We start from the raw sequence: 19,564 nt of genomic DNA, 5'->3' as shown, positions 1-19,564 counted from the left end.
CCATTACCTGAATGCCAGACAGTCCGTGCCGCCGGATCTGGAGGATGCAGCGCATCAGCGCTTGCGCAGTTTGGGTCGTTGAATTCCTCGCCCCATCACGCAAGCTAAGCACCTGGTCCGCAATCCATACAACGCTCTATCAGTGCCGGACCGATGTGCAGCTTATGGTTGAGATCCCGCAGTGCGGTGCGCAAGCCTTCTTCAATGACCGGATGGTAGAAAGGCATGTCCAGCATGCTGGACACCGTCATGCGCTGTTGCGCCGCCCAGGCCAGCAGATGGCCGATGTGCTCGGCGGCGGGGCCGAACATTTCCGCCCCCAGAAACAAGCCGCTGCCTTGCTCGCCGTAGACTTTCAGCATTCCCTTGTTGAGCAGCATGACCCGGCTGCGCCCCTGATCCTCGAAGGACACGATTCCCTCTGCGAAGCGGCCCTTGAAGTGCTGGTCGAGCTGGCTCAGGTTGAAACCCACCGACGCGATTTGAGGATCGGTGAAGACCACCGCCAGTGGCGCGCGGCGCAAGCCCGCTCGGAGATCGGGGAAACGGCCGGCATTCCCGCCGGCGATGCGTCCCTGGTCAGCCGCTTCGTGCAACAGGGGGATGTCGTTGCTGGCATCGCCGGCAATAAAAATTGAGCTATTGCCGCACTGCAACGTGAAGCGGTCAAACACCGGCACGCCGTGTTCGTTCAACTGCAGCCCGGTGTTTTCCAAGGCCAACCCGGCAAGATCGGGCGCACGACCGGTCGCCGCCAGCACGTACTCGAAGCGCTCGGTTTGCCAGGCCCCGTCTCGATGCAGGTAATTGACCTCGACTCCAGCGGCAGCTTCCTTGACTGACTTCACCTGAGCCGATGCATCCAGATAAAACTCTTCGTTGAAGGCCTTGTCGGCGTAATCCCGAATGGCCGGGTCATGAATACCGGCAACACCACCGCCGACACCGAACACCTTGACCTTCACGCCCAGGCGGCTCATGGCCTGGGCCAGTTCCATCCCCAGTATGCCGGGCCCAAACACCGCCAGACTGGTCGGCAAGGTGGCCAAGTCAAATACGTTTTCATTGGTCAGCAAACGCGCGCTCAATCCCTTCAACATCGGCGGCAGCACGGGAATGCTGCCGGTGGCGATCACGATGCGCTGGGCGTGAATCAACTGCCCCTGTTCCGTCACCAGGGTATTGGCATCCCGAAAATTGACCTTGGCTTTTAATCGGTCGCCTTGCGCAATGGCGTCAACCGTCTCCAGCACGAATCCGACAAAGCGATCGCGTTCGCGCTGCACGCGCGCCATCACCGCCGCGCCGTCAACCGTGACGCCTTGCACCTGCACGCCGAAGGGCTCAGAATGCCGGGCCTGATGCGCGGCTTGCGCCGCGGCAATCAGCAGTTTGCTGGGCATGCAACCGAAGCGCGCGCACGTCGTCCCGTAGGCGCGCCCTTCGATCAGCAAAACGGAATCGGTCTGGGCGCGGGCGGCCCGGTAGGCGCCCATACCGGCGGTACCGGCACCCACGATGGCGACATTGACTTGAATGGGCGTCATGGCAGGTTTGAGCCCGACGGTGGCAACTTACTTCGCCAGCCAGATGGCCAGTTCGTCGGCGCCACCAATGTGTTGACCATCGATATACACCTGGGGTGTGGTGCCGCGTCCGCTCACTGCCTGCAGGGAGCTGTAGCTGATGCCGTGGCTGCCGAGTTCGATCTCTTCAAAACGATAGCCTTTGTCCTTGAGCATCTTGCGCGCGCGCGCGCAGTGCGGGCAGCCGGGCTTGCCGAAGAAAGTGACGCGTGGCGGGGGGCTGGCCTTGGGGTTGATGTAGTGCAGCATGGTATCGGCGTCCGACACCTTGAAAGGATCGCCCGGCTCCTCCGGCTCAATGAACATTTTTTCAATCAGTCCATCCTTCACCAGCATCGAATAGCGCCAGCTGCGCTTGCCCAGGCCGATCTCCGACTTGTCCACCAGGAGGCCCATGCCGGCGCTGAATTCAGCGTTGCCATCGGGCAGGAAGTAGATGTTTTCGGCGTTCTGCTCTTCCTTCCAGGTTTCCATCACGAAGGGATCATTGACGGACAGACAAATAACGCTGTCGATCCCATTCGCCTTGAACACGCCCGCCAACTCGTTGAAACGTGGCAGGTGGGTGCTGGAGCAGGTCGGCGTGAAGGCGCCCGGTAGCGCGAACAGCACCACCGTTTTACCTTTGAACAAGGCGTCGCTGTTGACCTTTTGCCATTCACCGTTGACCCGAATCGGGAAAGTGACATCGGGGACTCTTTGACCTTCGCGTGATTTCAGCATGGTGTTTCTCGGGTTCGTGGGGTGACTTTCGATGTTTGCAATCTACGCATCCCTGCGTCAACGGTCTGTCTGCTAGCGAACCAAACTCAAGAATAGTTCGTTGGCAAGCGTTGGGGTGGTCCAAACCTTGTGCAGCGCCCGCAAGGTCGACGCTTACGCCACAAACACCCGCGCCTTGCGCGGCGTCAGCACCAGCGTCTCACCCGTTTGCAAATCCAGTTCCTGGAACCGTTGCGCCGGAAGTTTGTGGGTGGTGGCATCGCGCCCGCCCTTGGCCAGTACCGGCACGTTCCTGAACAGCTTGGCCACGAACTCGCGCGCCACGTCGTACGAGGCGTTCCGCAGCGTGGTCTGGGTCGCTACTAAATTGCTAGCGGCCAACGCAATGCCGGTGAGGGCTAGCGTCATTTTTTGTATAAATTTCATGCGAAGGCCGGATTCGATGTTGATGCGGATCGTCGGGATGCGTAAAGCTGAGGTAGGGGCGTGAGTAGATGCTTTGGCCGGATGGTGGGCGGCGTTCCTTAAAACACAAACTACTTATTTACAATTTGTTTATCGCCAAAGCTGTATAACGATTTTTGAGATCATCACCCCATGAACCCTGAAAACGCGGCGCTGCCAGCCTCATTACTCGTTGTCTGCCTGTGCGCCGAGTGGTGCGGCGTCTGCCGCGACTACCGCAGTCGCTTCCTGCAGGTGCAGGCCCATTTTCCGCAGGCGCAATTTCTCTGGATCGATGTGGAAGACGATGCCGATCTGCTGGATCCGCTGGATGTGGAAGACTTTCCCACGCTGCTGCTGGCTGTCGGGGACGAGCCGCGCTTTTTCGGACCCCTGACGCCGCAGGCCGAAACGCTGGAGCGCCTGATCCGGGCACAGATTGAGAATGCAGGTGAGCGAGCGCTTGCCAACCAGTCCGTGACGGACTTGGTCGTCAGGATTCGGGCGACCAAACTGGCTTGACGTTTTGTCACCCGCGCCGGGCGACAGGAGCGATTCTTCAGGCTATGTCGCGAGCTATCTTTCGTCCGCCGCCAGCGGCTCTATCGTCTGCATCTGCTGTGCCAGCACCTCTAGCGTGGCCTCGGAGGCGTCGTGCCCCAGGGCGCTGCGCGCCCGGATGCGTTCGCGTAACTGCGCGGGCGTGGCCTGCGGCGCCAGGATGCTGAACGGCGCGCCGACGTCTCGGGCCAGCGCGCGAAAGGCGACGCGGTCGGCACGTTTCAGGAAGGTGGCGTCCACGATGACCGACCAGCCGGCGCGCAGCAACAGCTCGGCCAGCACGCGTAGGCGGCCGTAGGTGCTAGCGTGGGCATTCGCCGCATACAGACCGGCGTCCAGGGCCGAGCCGCTGCGCGCCGTGCTTGCCAGCCCGGCCAGGCGCTTGCGTTCCACATCCGAGCGCAGGCGCAAGGTGGACGCCTGCGGGTCGCTTTGCAGCAGCGCGTTGGAAGCGAGGGTCTTGCCGCAGCCGGACAGACCGTGCGTGATCACGAGGCGCACGGGGGGCGGCGCCACCAGGCGTTCCGCCAGCGCGAGATAAGCCAGGGCCTCGCTGCCGCCGTCCTGCGTCTGCTGTGTCTGCTGTGTCTGGTGCGTGCGAATCGCCGCCACCTTGGCCCGCACCAGGGCCCGGTACACCGCATAAAAGCGCAGCACCCGCGCCGCCTCGTAGTCGCCACTGCGGCTCAACACCTCGTCCACCCACCAGTCGGCCAGCCCCGGCTGATCGTGCGCCAGCAGGTCGACATAGGTGAAGGCGATGTCGCTGGCCACGTCGATCCAGCGCAGGTCTTCGTTGAACTCGATGCAGTCGAACATCCGCACGCGCTGATCAATCAACACCAGATTGCCCAGGTGCAGGTCGCCGTGGCATTCGCGCACGCGCCCGGCCAGCTTGCGCGCCTCCATCAGCGCGGCGAGCTGCTGGAATTGCGCCTCGGTCCAGGCCTGCAAGGCCTCCAGCCGGGCGGCCACGCCCGCCTCGGGCAACAGGCGCAACAGGTCCCGAAAGTTATCCCGCGCCGGTGCCATCACTTCGCTGGCCGACCCGAAGCGCGAGGCCGGCGGCGCCATGGCTGCCGCCGCGTGAAAAGCGACCAGCGTGTCCGCCAGATCGGACAGATGCCCGGACTGCAGCTCGCCGCGGGCGCAGACCCGGTCCAGTCGTCCGGCTTCATCGAAGCGCCGCATCTTGACCGCGTACTCGATCGGCGGGCCCGGGCCGCCCCATTGGGGGTCTTGCGGCGTATTGAAAATACCGAGCACGTCCAGGTAGAGGTCCGGCGCAAAGCGGCGGTTCAGGCGCAACTCATCGAGGCAGCAGACCTGGCGTCGCGCCAGTGTGCTGAAGTCCAGAAAAGCCAGCTGCACCGGCTTTTTGATCTTGTAGGCGAAGTCCCCGGCCAGCAGCACCCATGAGATATGGGTCTGCACCAGTTCCACCCGCTGCACCGCATCCGGATAACGCTGCGGCTCCAGCAGGGCCTGGATGAGGGGTGGCAAGTCCGGGTCCATGAAGTCCATGATGCCAGACCCGGCGGACAGGGTTGATGACAAAAGGCAAGATGCGGATAGCCTGGTATGTCAAACGCCACATTCCGGGGCCTGGTTTGTGCTGCGCTCCGAGCTGGCGCAGGCATCCCCACCCCACAACGGTATGAGCTCACCTGCGGCAGCAGTCTGTTCGGATTGGGAGTACGGTTTGGTGGACCAGTTGGGGCGCGATGGCACGCATGGGTTTTGGGTGGTTTGACGCGCTACACCCATGGTTCTTGAGATCACCGTGCGGGCAGCGGTTTTAGGTTCAATTGATCGGCGGCCAAGTCCCTCGAACAATTAGCCCCAGTCGTCAAAGGTCGTTTTCTGTGCAGCCTGCCGCTGGCTCGTTTGCAGCGTTTGCTGAAAACCACGACAGGCAGCCATATGGAAGTCAGAGCAAGCAATCTTCATTGGTCCAGCAACCCATGCGTTTTCGGCACTTTGATTCATGGATAGGTTGATTGACACCATGAGCCCCAAAAAGCTTGCTTCAAGGGGCGTTTTTTTGGCGGCAACAGGCGGCAACAAATAGACCGTTCGTGGACACCATTTCGACGGTGAAATGTGACCTGGCGATTTCCGTCCCTCAGACTGGGTCCTCGACCCCATAAAACCGAAACGTGTTGCGACCAGCGTCTTTTGCCAGGTACATGGCCGCATCGGCCTGTTGAAGGACCTCTTCCTGACTGGTTTCTTCGCCCACAAAAACCGCCACACCAACACTTGCCGTGCAGTGATGTTCCACCTGAGTATTCGGTGCGCCATCGCGCGTCACGTCCAGCACATAAGTCGCGGCCAAAGTGGTGCAAATGGTTTCTGCAATGCCTTTGCATAGCGAAACTGAATCCGACTCGATCTTGCTCAGTCCTGCCAGCATCACGACAAACTCATCCCCGCCGAAACGCGCCACGGTATCCATTTCACGCACACAAAGCGTCAATCGCCGGGCCACTTCTATCAGAAGCAAATCCCCCACCAGATGCCCATGCGTGTCGTTGAGCGACTTGAAATTATCCAGATCAAGCATCATCACGGCACCATACAAACCGTTGCGCTGGCTGGCCAACATGGTTTGGCCCAGACGGTCATTCAAAAGGCGTCGATTGGGCAGTTGGGTCAACGTATCGTAAAACGCCAGTTGGTGAATCTGATATTCGGCTTGTTTGCGCACGGTGATATCAAAGAAGGTAGCTATGGCACCAGTCACAACACCGTCCACGGCGATGGGTTGGGACCATAATTCCACGGGAATGGCCGTGCCATCTTTGCGCCAAAAAACTTCATCCAATTCATGCATGGATCGGTTGCTTTGATAGGCCGCGTTCGCACGGCACTGACTGGCGGGGTATGGGCTGCCATCCGCATGCGTGTGGTGAATAAGTTCGTGGATATGTCGGCCAATGACCTCATCAGCGCTGGCGTAACCAAGCAGTCGCAAAAAGGAACGGTTGACAAAGGTGCAAACACCGTCGGCATCGACACCGTAGGCCCCTTCTGCCATCGAGTTGAGCAGCGACTCCATTTTCTTATTCAGAAAGCGCACTTCGGTCTCAGCCTTGTTGCGCGCGGTGATGTCGCGTGCTGCGGCGAGCATACCCAGCACAGTGCCATTACCATCCCGGTACAAGCTGCCGTTAAAGAGTACATCGGTGACCCGGCCCGACACGTGGCGAATGGCCAGCTGGTAGTCTTTCACAGCCCCTTGCGTGAATACCTGCTGGAGGCCAACGCGTCCTTTCACTGGATCGGTGAGAGCGATCGACAAGTCGCCGCCGATCAGAGCCTGCCTGGCCAAGCCTGTTACTTGTTCTGTGGCCGAATTGACATCGGTGATCTTGCCGTCGGCGTTGAGCATTACCAAAGGGTCCATGCTCGCTTCAATCAGGCTGCGAGTGTATTGGGCCGCGTCTCGAACTGCTTCTTCCGCCTTTTTGCGCTCGGTGATGTCCTCATAGACACCCAGCACTCCGATTATTTCATCGTGTTGATTCCTGAGCGGGACCTTGGATGTACGCAACCAGATCGTCCGCCCGTCCGGCGTCGTCTGCGGCTCATCGTAGGCAAGTTTGGCAGTGCCCGACGCCATGACCGCCCTGTCATCGGCCCGGTAAAGCTCAGCCTGAGTCGCCCAGCCCATCTGGTAGTCGTCCTTGCCGATCAGCTCGTCGGGACGCGTCATCCCGGCGTCTCTGGCAAAAACTGCATTGCAGCCGAGATAGCGCAAGTTGCGGTCTTTCCAGAACACCCGTATCGGTGCGGTTTCGATGATTGTCATCAGCAGATCACGCGATGCGGTCACGGCCTCGTGTGCCTGTTGACGCTCCTTTTGGCGTTGGTAGAACAAATACCCGACCCAAGTCAGCAACAACGCAACAACAGGGATGATGTACTTCAGCATGTCGCGCAGGCCGACTTTTTTTACCTCGTAGACGCCAAACCATTTCTCGTACAGGGCGTTGTACACGCCATTGGCCTTGGTGAGCGCCAGTCCTTCGTTGAGGCTGGCCAACAGCTCGGGCCGTCCGTGTTGCGTCGCAAACGCGAATTTCTGCGAGAACCCGACCTTGACCCCCAGCGCTTCGATATTGGTCAGCGCCAGTGTCTGAAGCGTCTGCAGGCCGGTCAGTTTGCTCAGCAGCATGGTATCGTGCCGTCCAGCTGCCAGCAAGCGCAATCCCTCGGTGGCGGTCTTCACCAGCACCAATTGCTTGTCCCATCCTCTGGAGCGGGCATAGTCGTGCGCCAGATCGGCGCTTACTACGATGATGGATTTCCCGGCGAGATCGTCTTCCGAGCGGATGTCTGACTCGCCCTTGCGCACAAAGATGGCGCCGTGAACGGTGGAATGGGGAACGCTGAAATCGGCAAACTGATGGCGCTCATCGGACTGCGCCAGATTGATCAGGACATCAATCTGGCCGTCCTTGAATTCCTGAAGTAGCTGATGGAAAGGCAGTACCCGGATGGTGTAATGCAAGCCCGCCTCAGTCGCCACCGCTTTCCATAAATCGACCGTAAAGCCACCGGTGGTAACTTCGGTCATGCCGCTGGCGAACGGCGGAAAGTCTTGTTCACTGCCGACGACGAGAGTGGTTGATTGTCCCTGCGTGGCAACGGCTGGTGCCGGTGCAGTTGGGTTCGACTGATTGGCAAGTGACAAAGCCTGCGCAGCGCCGCCTGCAAACAATGCGAGACCAAAGGCAATCAGAAAACTCGCAAATACATGAACACGAATGACTGCATGCCACCACGGCCAATGACAAAGGCTCGTCTGCTCCATCTTGGCAGTGCTAGCAATCATGAGATATTTTATTACTATTGTTTCATCTTAATTACCTAAACATCTTTAGAGATCTGGGTACTTCCCTGTGCCTGCCGCGGACGTCAAGCGTCAATGCTCGTTCTTGTGGCCCTTGCCCTGCTTGCCCTTGTTGCCGCCGCCGTTGTTTGCGTGTTTGGGGTTCTTTTCCTTTTTCACTTTGACGACTTTGTAGTTGGCATCGTGTTCCCAGCGGCCCGCTTGTCGATAGTAGTTGGCGCCGCGTTGCTCCCAGCGATCAGGTTCCCAGCGGTAGCCGACGCGTTGAACCATGGTGCGGCCGCGCACCCAGATGTAATGGTCGCCATGCCAAGCCCAGTAACCCGGCGCCCAGACATAACCCGGCGTCATGACGGGCACCATTTCATACTGCTGTGCGGGCGGCCCGATGTTGATGTTGACGCTGACTTGCGCGAATGCGGGCGCTGCCGCGGTGCTGGCGGCGACCAGCATCGATAGCAAGAGACTTCGAACGGCGTTGCTAGGTTTCATGATGTGTCCCCTGTCAGTTAAGGACACGATGCTCGCATGCGCTGCATGGCTGATCCGTGCGCTGGCCCACACAAGGCAGGGAATGCAGCGCCGTTGTGGAAGAACTTGCGAAATATTCTCGCTATGCGCGCTAGCGAACTGAATCGAGCGGGCAGTCCGCTTAGTCTTACTTCAGTCGTAACGCGCCGACAAGATGTACGTCAAGAGATGCGTACAGGTCGGTTGTGGATGCGACCTTGAAGGGGCGAGGGGCTGATCTGCCGACGCCAATCGTTGTCGCCAGAAACTGATCAATTCTGCGGAGCTGCTCACCTCGATGCGTAGTCCTCGTTAGTCAATTAAAAGGAATCATCATGAAGTACTCGAAACTGCTTGTCGCATCCGCTGCGGCGCTCGCCTTGGCTGGATGTTTTTCGCTTCCTGCGGGCCCGGCCGGACCGCAAGGCGCAACCGGTGACACGGGTGCCACCGGTTACACCGGCGCCAAGGGCAATACCGGCAATACCGGCGCGACGGGCTACACCGGCGCGACGGGCTACACCGGCGCCACGGGAGGCACGGGTGCCACGGGCGCCACCGGCGGTGCGGGTGCCACTGGAGATACCGGTGCCACAGGCTATACGGGCGCCACCGGAAGTACCGGAGCGACGGGTAGCACAGGTGCCAAAGGCAACACGGGCGCAAGAGGAACCACCCCTGATACCGTTGTGATTGTTCCGGCTCATTAAGAGCGTCGGGCGTGGACAGGGCGCCGTGAAGCTGCCACGCACGCTGAAATGGTTAGCGGGGCTTGTTCTCGCGGTGATTGTGCTGGCAGCTCTTTTCATCGCCATCTTTGGCTGGAACTGGCTACGCAGCCCGATTGAACGCATGGCGCTGGAAAAAACGGGTCGTGCCTTGGTCATCCATGGCGACCTGACCCTTAAATTCGGCTGGCCTTGGCCGCGCGTTCACGCTGACGCCGTGACCTTCGCGAATCCGGACTGGGCCAGGGAAAAGCAGATGGTCGCCGCCGACGCGGTGGACATCGTGATGGTGCTGCCGCAACTGCTGCGCCAGCACATCGTTTTTTCCGACGTGCAGTTGACGCGACCGGTGATCTTTCTGGAGCAGGGCAGCGGCGGCCGAAAGAGCTGGCTGCTGGACCTCAACCAGCAAGACGAGGGCGCACGGATCCAGATCGACCGCTTGACGCTTGATCATGGCATGCTGGGCTACGACGATGCGGCGATCAAGACCAGTATCCGGTCGGAGCTCTCGACCGTGGACGCGCCACCCGGTGAAACCACGGGGTCGGGTGTGGCGTTCAGCGCGCAAGGTCAATACCAGGGCCTGGCGCTGAAGGCGCGCGGCAGCGGCGGGCCGGTGCTGGCGTTGCGCGACGAAAAAACCCCCTATCCCGTGAAGATCGACGCCACCGTGGGCCGCACGCGCGTGCAGGCCGACGGCACCATCACCAGCCTGCTCAAATTCTCTGCCCTGGACATGCGGATGGCCTTGCGTGGGGATAGCCTTGATCAGCTCTTTCCCTTGCTCGGCATCGCGCTTCCGGCAACCCACGCCTATGTTACCGAGGGGCACCTGGTGCATAGCGCAAATACGTGGCGTTACGAGAAGTTTTCCGGCCGCATCGGCGGCAGCGACATTGCAGGCACGATGCAAGTCGCGACCGGCGGCAAACGACCGGCACTGAGCGCCGAGCTGGTTTCCAACTTGCTCGATCTCGATGATCTCGGGCCGATGATAGGGGCGCGGCCCGGCAGCGTGCAAGCCGCCAAACAGGCGGCTTCCCGGTCCACCTCAACCACGGCGGCAACATCCGCGCCAGTAAGTGCGACAGTACCCGTGTTGCCCGACCTGCCGTTACAGGCCAACCGGTGGGGCAGCGTTGATGCGGAGGTGACGTTGAAGGCCAGCACCATCCGGCACGCCAAGAATTTGCCGCTGGAAGACCTCGCGACCCATTTGAGTTTGCGCGACGCCGTGTTGACACTCGATCCGCTCACCTTCGGTCTGGCTGGCGGCACCCTCAATGCGGTGATTACGCTCGATGGACGAGGCGATCCGATCCAGGCGCGCGCCAAGGTGCGGGCGCGAAAAATCCTGCTGGCCAAGCTGTTTCCGGCGTTCGCACTGAGCCAGACCAGCATCGGCCAGATCAACGGAGAATTTGATCTTGCCGGACACGGCAACTCGGTTGAGCGCATGCTGGCGAGTTCCAACGGCAAGATGGGGCTGGTCGTGGCGGGCGGCGAGATCAGCAAGTTGATGATGGAAAAAGCGGGCCTGCATCTGTGGGAAATACTGCAGCTCAACCTGACCGGCGACCGCCTCGTCAAGCTGCGTTGCGCGGTCGCCGACTTCAGCGTCAAGCAAGGCATCATGTACGCCGACGCGCTGGTCTTCGACACTGAGGTCACCACCATCATCGGAAGCGGCACCGTTGATCTGGGACGGGAAAAGCTGGACCTCACACTGAATCAGAAAACGAAGAACACCAGTCCGCTGGCATTGCGCAGTCCGATCTACATTCGCGGCAGTTTTGCCAAGCCCGATGTCCAGGTCGACAAGGTGCGTGTCGCGGCGCGCGCGCTCGGTGCGATTGCCTTGGGCATCGTCAATCCCTTGTTTGCGTTGATCCCCTTGATCGACGCGGGTCCGGGCAAAGACAGCGACTGCGGGCAACTGGTTCGGGATGCAAGGGCTTTGCCGCATGCTGAAAACAACCGAGGCGCTCGAAAAAATACCGTGCGCTTTGTGCGTTAGCAGACGGAACAAACGATTTGTCGGGCACAGAATCATCGGCACATGCTGGTTTCGTCAGCAGTCGAACAAAGGGCTGCAGGAAATCGATATCAACCGCGTTCGTTTTGAACGCAAACGGACGCAGGTCCAAGGAGTTACCTATGAAGAAAGAAATTCGTCTGGCCTTGTGGTGTTTGGCGGCCACCTCGGTTCCAGCTTTTGCGCAGAATGCAGTGCCCCCTTGCGGGGCTGCAAATTTCGACCAGACACGCAACGCTTTTACCATCGTTAATCCTGCGGCGGACAGTGTGAATCAGCAATGTATTCTCACCGTGTACCCGAGGGGGACGGCGTCGGAGCAGACCCGACAATTCCCGGCGCTTTACCCGATTGAGGGCAGCTACCTCATTGAACTCAGTGGTGGTGGCGGCGGCGGCGGCGGCGGCGCGTCGAGAGATCAAGGCGGCGGCGGCGGCGGCGCCGGTGCGACACCATCGCGCACGGTTCAATACTTGGCGCCGGGCATGTACAAGCTGACCATCGGCATGGGCGGATCGGGCGGCAGTGCCAACGGCGGACGTACCGAAGCCGGCAATCCAACCAGCTTGACCGTTGCCAGCACCGGGCGACTGGTAGCCGGGTTCGCCGGTGCTGACGTTTGGCGGCAACGCACCCAGGCGGCAGGCGATGGCAGTGGCGGCATGGCCTTGGCAGGCGGCAGCAGTGGTGGCAGTGGCGGGGCCGCCATTGCCAATAGCGGTGCCAAGGTCGAAAACTTGGCTCAGTCCGGCAGTCTGTCGCAGACGCCCGGTTATACCGGCGTGGCCGGCCAATCGGGGAGCGAGAGCGGTCGCAGCGCGCAGACCAAAGTCGGTAATGTCGTTCAGGCCAATGCCGGCGGCGGCGGCGGCGCCAGCGTTGGCAGTGGCGGCGCCGGTGAGTCGGTCAGCCGCGATGCGGTAGCGGGCATTGGCGACCTGGGTGGTGGTGGTGGCGGTGGCCGCGGTGGCATGGACACCGCCGATAGCGGCGGCCGCGGTGGCCATGGCTTTATTCGGCTGACGATGGCCGAACCCGCGCCGCAACAGATGGCAGCGCCCGTCATCGTGGCGCTGGCGCCAGTAACTCAGACCGTTCAGCGGTACTCGCTGTCAACCGACGCGCTGTTTGCCTTTGGCAAGTCCACGCTCAAGCCAGTCGGTGAAGCCCGGCTCGACGATCTCGCCAACAAGCTGCGCGAGGTCAATATCTCCAGCATCACCTATACCGGCCATGCCGACCGTATTGGATCGTCGGACGCCAACCAGAGGCTGTCAGAGGGCCGCGCTGAATCGGTGAAGACTTATCTGGCGAGCAGGGGCGTCCAGTATGAGCATGTGCAGGTGGTCGGCATGGGCGAGACGCAACCGGTGACCAGCAGCGACGCCTGTCGGGGCCCGGTGAGTGCCAAAGTGATCGCCTGTCTGCAGCCTGATCGTCGGGTAGACATCGACGTGGCGGGGACTGACAAAAAATGATGCGAAGGTAGTTGTCGTGATAAAACTTGTTGCAGCGACGGCATTTTGCCTGCTCGCTGCAGCAGGTTGCGCGGCTCTGCCGGACACCGCTGCCCTCATAGAACGGCACACCCGGCAGGAAGCCCGGTTTGAGAATGCAAGCGGTCCGGTGTCAGTGCAACGTAGCGCTGCCATCCTGGCGGAGCTCAAGCGCAAATCCGGTGATATCGATATCCTGGAAAAACAGATTGCGCTGGAACAGGCGATCGTTGGCAGCCCGCTGATTCTGGGAAACAAAGTGACCCTGCTGCAGGACGGTGCGGTCACTTACGCGGCCATGTTTGCCGCCATCCGCAATGCCCATGACCATATCAATCTCGAGTCCTACATCATCGAAGACGACGAAATTGGGCAGCAGTTCGCGCAGCTGCTATTGGCGCAGCAAAGCCGGGGCGTTCAGGTCAACCTGATCTACGACAGCGTGGGGGGATTCAATACGCCGAAAGCTTTCTTCGAGCGGCTGAAGCAAGGCGGCATCGAGGTGCTTGAATTCAATCCGATCAACCCGTTCGCAGCGCGGCTGCCATGGCTGATCAATAACCGTGATCACCGCAAACTGCTGGTGGTTGACGGGCGCATCGCCTTCATCGGCGGCATCAATATCAGCAATGTTTATTCGTCGGGATCGGTTGCCAGATGGCCCAAAAAATCCGACCAGGATGCGCTGGCCTGGCGCGACACCGACCTTCAAATCGAAGGTCCTGTGGTCGGAGAATATCAGAAACTGTTCATGCAGACCTGGGACAAGCAGCGTGGCAAGCCGCTGGCCGTGAAGGACTACTTTCCGGCCCTGACGGCGCAGGGAAAAGACATCGTGCGCGCCATCGGCAGCACGCCTGACGATCCCTACAGTCTGATGTACCTGACGCTGATATCGGCGATCGGCAACGCTGAAAAGGAAGTGCATCTGACGAATGCGTATTTCGTCCCCGACCCCCAGTTGCTGAAGTCGCTGATCGACGCCGCGGCGCGCGGCGTCGATGTCAAGCTGATCTTGCCGAGTCAGTCAGATTCCAGCATCGTATTCCACGCCGGGCGCTCGCACTACAGCAACCTGCTCAAAGGCGGCGTCAAACTTTATGAGCGCGGAGGTGCGATGTTGCATTCCAAAACGGCGGTGATCGACGGCGTCTGGTCCACGGTCGGGTCCACCAATCTGGATTGGCGCAGCTTCCTCGACAACGATGAGCTCAATGCGGTGATTTTGGGCCGTGACTTTGCCCAGAAAATGCAGGCCAGCTTTAGCGCGGACCTGGAAGCGTCTCAGGCTATCGATCCGGAAAGCTGGGAACGCCGCGCGCTTTCCTTGCGAGTCAAGGAATGGATGGCGCGCACGGTGGCGCGCTTGCTCTAGCCGGACGGCGCCGCGACGCGGTCCGGGGACCGTTTATTTGCGTCCGACGACCAGCAGGAACACGCCGAGCACGATGGCGCCGGCGCTGACAATCAATGGGACGTTGACCGTTTTTTGCTCCTGAACCTTGAGTTCGATCGGGCCCAGCTTCATGCCGGTGGTTTCCTTCGTATAACTGAAGCCGCCGTACACCAGTCCAAGACCACCGGCCGCGATCAGGATGATTGCTATGAGTTTTGTCGGGTTCATTTTTGTCTCTCCGCTAAAAATTGTGAAAGATTTTCCAACACGGCCTGCACGGCAAGATTGGCGGCCAGTACGCCGCCATAGGGGTCCTCGCTGGTGGCGGCCACGGCGCTATCGAACTCGCGCCAGGCTAGCACGCGACGCGTCTTGTCGTCAACCAGATAGGCGCGTAGTGTAAAACGCACGCGGCTCGGGCTGCTTTGAAATTCGTGTTGCAGCCGGATGATCTCGGTATCGAGCCGCAAGTCGCCCGCCGCCGCGCCCGGCGCCAGCACGACGGAGCGGAACGCCCCCGTGCGTTCGACGGCGGCGACCAGCAGGGGGCCCAGCATGCGCGCTGGCGGGTCCACCCATTCGCTGTGCGCGAAGTACTCGAGCTTGTGGTTCTCGCGTACATAAATGATGCGAGAGCTGTCAAAGCCGGCCGCCGCATGCGGCGGATTGATGATCAATGTCGGCGCTGCCATGGGCGCCACCGTCGGCACCCCGGCCCGCGTGCTGTCGAGCGAATAAAAGGCCGGTTGCGGTGTTGCCGCCGGGCGCAGTCCGCTGCAGGCACTGAGCGTTATCAGACATAAAGCGGCGGCCACCAAACGGCCCTGTCTGGCGGCCGGTATCTTGTGGATGACTTTCATGGCTTGGCTCCTGCTTCTCCCGGACCTGCCGGCACCGCCTTGCGGCCAAAAAGCAAGCCGCGCGGATCGCGCTCGGTTTGCTCGCTCAAGCGACGCAGCGAGGTTGTCAGAGGGCTCAGTTCGCCGAGCAGGCGTTCCAGTTCCGGCACGGTCTCCACGCTGAAGCGCTTGACGTCGGCGCCGACCGAGTCGACGGTCTTTCCCGCGCTGGCACTCGTTTTGGCGACCTCATTGCCCATTTTCTCGACGGCGTCGGCGCTGCGTCCGATGCGATCAACCACGGCCCCCATGTGTGCCGTTGCCTGTGATGTGTTTTCCAGCGTGCGCGCGGCATGGGTGATGCTGGTGTCGATGGCGTCCTTGCGCGCGGCGATGGTGTGCGCCACGGTGGCGATGTCGGCCAGTGCGCTCTTGAACGCGGCCCGGTTTTCCTCGCTGAGAATGGCATTGATGCTGCTTGATGTGCTGTCCAGTTTGGCCAGCACGTTTGTCAGTACATTTTCCAGCCGCGCGCTGAGCGAGGGTTTGGTGCGGATCACCGGATACCTGGCGCCCGCCGCGACGCGCAGCGGCGGAGAATTCTGAGCGCCACCGCTGAGTTCGACATAGGCGATGCCCGTCAGACCCTGGGTTTTCAGAACCGCCACCGTGTCCTCTTTGATGGGCGTACCGCGCTCGATGGCAAACAGCAGGTTGACCCGTTGCGGGTTGCTGGGGTCGAGCCGAATGCCCCGGACCTTGCCGACGTCGACCCCGTTGTATTTGACCGGTGCGTTGAGATTGAGGCCCGCCACCGATTCGTCTTCGAGCGCCAGATACAGGTCGTATTTCTTCTGGAAGGCGCCGCCCGAGGCGAGCCAGAGCACGCCGATGATCAGCACCGCGCCAAGGAGGAGCACGAAGGCGCCAACGACTGAATAACTCACTTTGGTTTCGATGATGGCCTCCCGGTTGCTTCACTGGTGGGTACTTGGGTCTGCTGCTGCTCTTGTTTTCTTTCCTGCTCCTGGGCCGCTCTGCCGCGCGGGCCGTCGAAGAATTTCCGGATCGCGGGATTGTCCATTTGCGAGAGCTCGGTCATCGAGCCGACGCCTTGTACCTTGCCCTCGGCGAGGACGGCGACGCGGTCGGCCAGCTGCCACAACAGATCGAGATCATGCGTGATCATGACGATGGTCAGACCGAACAGCTCGCGCAGTCGGCGCACGAGTTGGTCGACCTCGCCGGCGCTGTCGGGATCGAGGCCAGCCGTCGGCTCGTCCAGAAACAACAGTTCCGGGTCGAGTGCCAGTGCGCGGGCCAGCGAGGCGCGTTTCATCATGCCGCCGCTGAGCTCGGACGGATACTGGGCCCCGACCTCGGGCTGGAGTCCCGTCATGGCGAGCTTCCAGGCTGCGATTTCATCGATCAACACATCGTCCAGACCAGTGTGCTCGCGCAGGGGCAAGCCGACGTTCTCCTTGACCGTCAGCGAGCCGAACAAGCCGCCATGCTGGAACATCACGCCCCAGCGCTGGCGCAACGCGAGCGCGGCATCGTCCGCGATCTCGTGCAGGTCGACGCCGAGCACCCGGATTGAGCCCGCGTCGGGGCGTTGCAGCAGAATCATTTCGCGCAGCAACGTCGATTTTCCCGAGCCGCTGCCGCCGATCAAGGCGAATATTTCCCCGCTGCGGACTTCCAGGTCGAGCCCGGTATGCACGACGTGATCGCCGAAGCGGGTTGACACCTTGCTGATCTCGATGACGGTCTGCGACGCGGCGTTCATGCTAGAGATCCAGTGCGCTGAAGGCGATCGAGAAGAGGGCGTCGGCCACGATCACGAGGAAGATGGACTGCACGACGGCGCGCGTGGTCTGGCGGCCGACGCTGTCGGCGCCGCCCTGGGTGCGCAAGCCCTGAAAGCAGCCGACCACGGTGATGATGACGGCGAACACCGGCGCCTTGCCGACACCGATCAGGTAGGCCGTGATGTCGACGGCCTTGACGAAGCGGTCGAGAAACTCGCCAAAACCGACGCCGAGCTGCGCGCGCGCCATGAGCATGCCGCCGAAAACGCCGAGCACGTCGGCAAACACGGTCAGCAGCGGCAACGCGATCACCAGCGCGATGATCTTGGGCAGCACCAGCAACTCCAGAGGTGCGATGCCGATGGTGTGCATGGCGTCGATCTCCTCGGTCACGGCCATCGTGCCAATCTGCGCGGCGTAGGCCGAGCCCGAGCGGCCAGCGACGATGATGGCGGTGATCAAAGGGGCGAACTCGCGCAACATCGACAAACCGACAAGATCGGCGACGAAGATGTTGGCACCGTATTGCCGGAGCTGGTCGGCACCTTGATACGCCACGACGATTCCGAGCAGGAACGACAGCAGTCCGACGATGGGCAGTGCGTCGAATCCGGCGCTGCGAATGTTGTACAGGATCGCGCGCCAGCGCAGCCGCGCCGGGTGGGCCACGTAGCGGGCCAAGGCGAGGCTACTTTCGCCGACGAAGCCGAGCAGGGCGACGGCCTGCTCAAAAGCGGACTGCGCCGCGCGGCCGACACCCTCGAACATCGTCGGGGACGGTTGCACTGCCCGCGCCGGCGCTTTGGCCTGATCGGCGACGTGCTGCGCCACAAGCGCCAACAGCCGGGCATGCGCCGGGCGCAAGCCCTGCAGGGTCACCTGGATGCCTTCGTCGCGCAGGCGAAGCAGTAGTTTTTGCAGTACCCATGCGCCAGCCGTGTCCAGCGCCTCGATGCCGACGCCGTCGGCCACCACCTGGGTTTGGGCGGGAACGCGCACCGATTCAAGTCTGGGCTCGACGGTGCCGATACCGCGCGCGGTCCAATACCCCGACAACGCCAATTGCTGCGGGGTCGGTTGAGCGATGGCGGCGGGTGCCAGCGGGCTGGGCTTCATAGATGCATCGCAGGTTAGAGGAGATGTCTTGTCCTGTATGTGCGCGAGCGCACAGAAAAGCGCGTCGAAACAGAGGAAGGTCGCGTGCAGTTTCATAACTTGTCACACGGAGCAACTTTCACATGAAAACCACCTGTCGATCGCGCCCTCGAAGTGGCGCGCGCATCCATCCATCCACCCACACTCTTTAAGGAGATAGTTTATGAAAACCATGAATAAGTTCGGATCAGTCCTTGGCGTCGCTGCCGTCCTCACCCTCGGCGCCTGCTCGGACATGAATGCCCCCGGCAATATGTCTAATTCGGGGACTGGGTATTCGCAATCCGGCAATGCTGGCGGCGCTTACTCATCCTATGGCGTCGTGCAGTCCATTGATCTCGTCAGACAAGGCAGCAGCATCGGCCTGGGCACCATCGCGGGCGCGGTGGTGGGTGGCATCGTCGGCAATCAGGTCGGCGGCGGCACTGGCAATACGGCCGCGACCGTTATCGGCGCGGCTGGTGGCGCCTACGCCGGACATGAACTGGAAAAACGAAACCAGCAGCCGTCCGATGCTTACAAGCTAACGATCCGCATGAACGACGGTTCCTATCAAACGTTGATGCAAGGCAGCAACGCCGATATTCGGGTCGGGGACCGCGTGCGGATCGACAACGGCGTCGCACTGCGCTATTAGATCAGCGGTGAACTGCGTGGCCATCAGAAGTTTGCTAACTGTGTGCGTTGGCAAACAGACGGCAGCGTCGATGCGCCATAAGCTTGAAAAACAGGTGGCGGGCCAAGGGTGCCAGAGCCATTGCGACTTTCCATCAACTTGAAGGATAAAGAAATGAACTGGGACCGCATCGAAGGCAACTGGAAGCAACTCAACGGCCATGTCAGAGAGCAGTGGGGCAGGCTCACCGATGACCATTTCAAGGTGTTGGCAGGTCGGCGCGATTGCCTGGCCGGCAGGATCCAGGAACGGTATGGCATCTCCCAGGATGAATCGAAGAAGCAGCTCGCCGCATGTCAGAAGCGCATGAAACAAATTAATTAATTCAAATCGCTTAACCCGTCAAGGAACTACCCATGAACAAGCTCAATATCAACGCGATGGCTATCGCCATCAGCTTGGCTTTCAGTGTTGGCGCAATGGCGCAAACCATGTCAAAAGACCAGTACAAAGCCGAGAAGAACAGCATCTCCGCCGAGTACAAGACTGCCAAGGCAGCCTGCGGGTCCCTTTCCGGTAACGCAAAGGACATCTGCAAGGCCGAGGCCAGTGCCAAAGAGAAAATCGCGAAGGCGGACCTGAAGGCCAGGTACGAGCCCTCAGAGGACGCGAGCTACAAGGCGCGTGTCGCCAAGGCCGAGGCCGATTACTCGGTCGCCAAGGAAAAATGCGATGACAAGGCCGGGAATGTCAAGGACGTTTGCGTGAAGGAAGCGAAGGCTGCCGCGGTGGCCGCCAAGGCG

General features: G+C 60.9%; 19 protein-coding genes and 2 pseudogenes. 8 read left to right on the top strand and 13 right to left on the bottom strand.

The window, feature by feature from the left end:
• Positions 1 to 104 precede the first annotated feature (104 nt).
• From B3V69_RS07520 to B3V69_RS07510, 3 genes are all read right to left on the bottom strand, one after another.
• Entirely contained in the window at positions 105 to 1,547 is a 1,443-nt protein-coding gene (locus B3V69_RS07520) for a dihydrolipoyl dehydrogenase (protein WP_296445252.1), read from the bottom strand.
• Between the two features lie 27 nt (positions 1,548 to 1,574).
• Positions 1,575 to 2,309 carry a glutathione peroxidase gene (locus B3V69_RS07515; RefSeq protein WP_296445250.1) on the bottom strand — a complete coding sequence of 245 codons (735 nt, stop codon included), beginning with the start codon at positions 2,307 to 2,309 and terminating at the stop codon, positions 1,575 to 1,577.
• A gap of 153 nt (positions 2,310 to 2,462) precedes the next feature.
• Positions 2,463 to 2,735, bottom strand: coding sequence for a hypothetical protein (locus tag B3V69_RS07510; RefSeq protein WP_296445249.1), 273 nt, complete (start codon positions 2,733 to 2,735; stop codon positions 2,463 to 2,465).
• A gap of 171 nt (positions 2,736 to 2,906) precedes the next feature.
• On the opposite strand from B3V69_RS07510, the gene B3V69_RS07505 reads away from it, so the two are divergent.
• Complete coding sequence (locus B3V69_RS07505) at positions 2,907 to 3,275, top strand: thioredoxin family protein (protein ID WP_296445247.1); 369 nt, start codon at positions 2,907 to 2,909, stop codon at positions 3,273 to 3,275.
• A gap of 54 nt (positions 3,276 to 3,329) precedes the next feature.
• On the opposite strand, the gene B3V69_RS07500 is transcribed toward B3V69_RS07505, so the two are convergent.
• The 5 genes and pseudogenes from B3V69_RS07500 to B3V69_RS07480 form a co-directional block, all read right to left on the bottom strand.
• On the bottom strand, positions 3,330 to 4,871 hold the full coding sequence (locus B3V69_RS07500) for an AAA family ATPase (protein ID WP_296445246.1): 1,542 nt from the start codon (positions 4,869 to 4,871) through the stop codon (positions 3,330 to 3,332).
• Positions 4,872 to 5,150: 279 nt separating this feature from the next.
• Positions 5,151 to 5,381: a hypothetical protein gene (locus B3V69_RS07495; RefSeq protein ID WP_296445244.1), complete on the bottom strand. Its 231-nt coding sequence runs from the start codon at positions 5,379 to 5,381 to the stop codon at positions 5,151 to 5,153.
• 58 nt (positions 5,382 to 5,439) lie between these two features.
• Entirely contained in the window at positions 5,440 to 7,317 is a 1,878-nt protein-coding gene (locus B3V69_RS07490; RefSeq protein WP_296445242.1) for a sensor domain-containing protein, read from the bottom strand.
• A gap of 27 nt (positions 7,318 to 7,344) precedes the next feature.
• A pseudogene (locus tag B3V69_RS20735) lies at positions 7,345 to 7,896 on the bottom strand (transporter substrate-binding domain-containing protein); the annotation flags it as partial.
• A gap of 348 nt (positions 7,897 to 8,244) precedes the next feature.
• On the bottom strand, positions 8,245 to 8,664 hold the full coding sequence (locus tag B3V69_RS07480) for a YXWGXW repeat-containing protein (RefSeq protein ID WP_296445238.1): 420 nt from the start codon (positions 8,662 to 8,664) through the stop codon (positions 8,245 to 8,247).
• Positions 8,665 to 9,017: 353 nt separating this feature from the next.
• Between B3V69_RS07480 and B3V69_RS07475 the strand changes: the two genes are divergently transcribed.
• From B3V69_RS07475 to cls, 4 genes are all read left to right on the top strand, one after another.
• Positions 9,018 to 9,392, top strand: a complete 375-nt coding sequence (locus B3V69_RS07475) for a collagen-like protein (RefSeq protein ID WP_296445236.1) — start codon at positions 9,018 to 9,020, stop codon at positions 9,390 to 9,392.
• 25 nt (positions 9,393 to 9,417) lie between these two features.
• Complete coding sequence (locus tag B3V69_RS07470; RefSeq protein ID WP_296445234.1) at positions 9,418 to 11,430, top strand: AsmA family protein; 2,013 nt, start codon at positions 9,418 to 9,420, stop codon at positions 11,428 to 11,430.
• A gap of 140 nt (positions 11,431 to 11,570) precedes the next feature.
• The gene (locus B3V69_RS07465) at positions 11,571 to 12,926 is read left to right on the top strand and encodes an OmpA family protein (RefSeq protein ID WP_296445232.1); all 1,356 of its coding nucleotides are present in this window, start codon (positions 11,571 to 11,573) and stop codon (positions 12,924 to 12,926) included.
• Between the two features lie 16 nt (positions 12,927 to 12,942).
• Positions 12,943 to 14,319 carry a cardiolipin synthase gene (cls, locus tag B3V69_RS07460; protein WP_296445230.1) on the top strand — a complete coding sequence of 459 codons (1,377 nt, stop codon included), beginning with the start codon at positions 12,943 to 12,945 and terminating at the stop codon, positions 14,317 to 14,319.
• A gap of 33 nt (positions 14,320 to 14,352) precedes the next feature.
• Here cls and B3V69_RS07455 read toward each other — a convergent pair whose 3' ends face one another.
• The 5 genes from B3V69_RS07455 to B3V69_RS07435 are packed head-to-tail and all read right to left on the bottom strand — an operon-like array spanning position 14,353 to position 18,202.
• Positions 14,353 to 14,568, bottom strand: a complete 216-nt coding sequence (locus B3V69_RS07455) for a hypothetical protein (protein WP_296445229.1) — start codon at positions 14,566 to 14,568, stop codon at positions 14,353 to 14,355.
• Positions 14,565 to 15,200, bottom strand: coding sequence for an ABC-type transport auxiliary lipoprotein family protein (locus B3V69_RS07450; protein WP_296445227.1), 636 nt, complete (start codon positions 15,198 to 15,200; stop codon positions 14,565 to 14,567). Before B3V69_RS07450 ends, B3V69_RS07455 begins: the two co-directional genes overlap by 4 nt.
• Entirely contained in the window at positions 15,197 to 16,126 is a 930-nt protein-coding gene (locus tag B3V69_RS07445) for an MlaD family protein (RefSeq protein WP_296445225.1), read from the bottom strand. Before B3V69_RS07445 ends, B3V69_RS07450 begins: the two co-directional genes overlap by 4 nt.
• Positions 16,123 to 16,968 (bottom strand): ABC transporter ATP-binding protein, encoded by an 846-nt coding sequence (locus B3V69_RS07440; RefSeq protein ID WP_296445223.1) that lies wholly within the window; start codon positions 16,966 to 16,968, stop codon positions 16,123 to 16,125. The genes B3V69_RS07445 and B3V69_RS07440 overlap by 4 nt, the downstream gene beginning before the upstream one ends.
• A 1-nt stretch (position 16,969) precedes the next feature.
• On the bottom strand, positions 16,970 to 18,202 hold the full coding sequence (locus B3V69_RS07435) for an ABC transporter permease (protein WP_296445221.1): 1,233 nt from the start codon (positions 18,200 to 18,202) through the stop codon (positions 16,970 to 16,972).
• Between the two features lie 106 nt (positions 18,203 to 18,308).
• On the opposite strand from B3V69_RS07435, the gene B3V69_RS07430 reads away from it, so the two are divergent.
• From B3V69_RS07430 to B3V69_RS07420, 3 genes and pseudogenes are all read left to right on the top strand, one after another.
• Positions 18,309 to 18,782 (top strand): glycine zipper 2TM domain-containing protein, encoded by a 474-nt coding sequence (locus B3V69_RS07430; RefSeq protein WP_296445219.1) that lies wholly within the window; start codon positions 18,309 to 18,311, stop codon positions 18,780 to 18,782.
• Between the two features lie 153 nt (positions 18,783 to 18,935).
• Positions 18,936 to 19,145: a CsbD family protein gene (locus B3V69_RS07425; RefSeq protein ID WP_296445217.1), complete on the top strand. Its 210-nt coding sequence runs from the start codon at positions 18,936 to 18,938 to the stop codon at positions 19,143 to 19,145.
• A gap of 32 nt (positions 19,146 to 19,177) precedes the next feature.
• Positions 19,178 to 19,564: pseudogene (locus B3V69_RS07420) on the top strand (hypothetical protein); the annotation flags it as partial.

The organism is Rhodoferax sp. UBA5149 (assembly GCF_002413825.1).
Classification (GTDB): Bacteria; Pseudomonadota; Gammaproteobacteria; order Burkholderiales; family Burkholderiaceae_C; genus Rhodoferax.
Note: the sequence above shows the minus strand (reverse complement) of the source record. Positions and strands in the feature narration are given on the sequence as shown.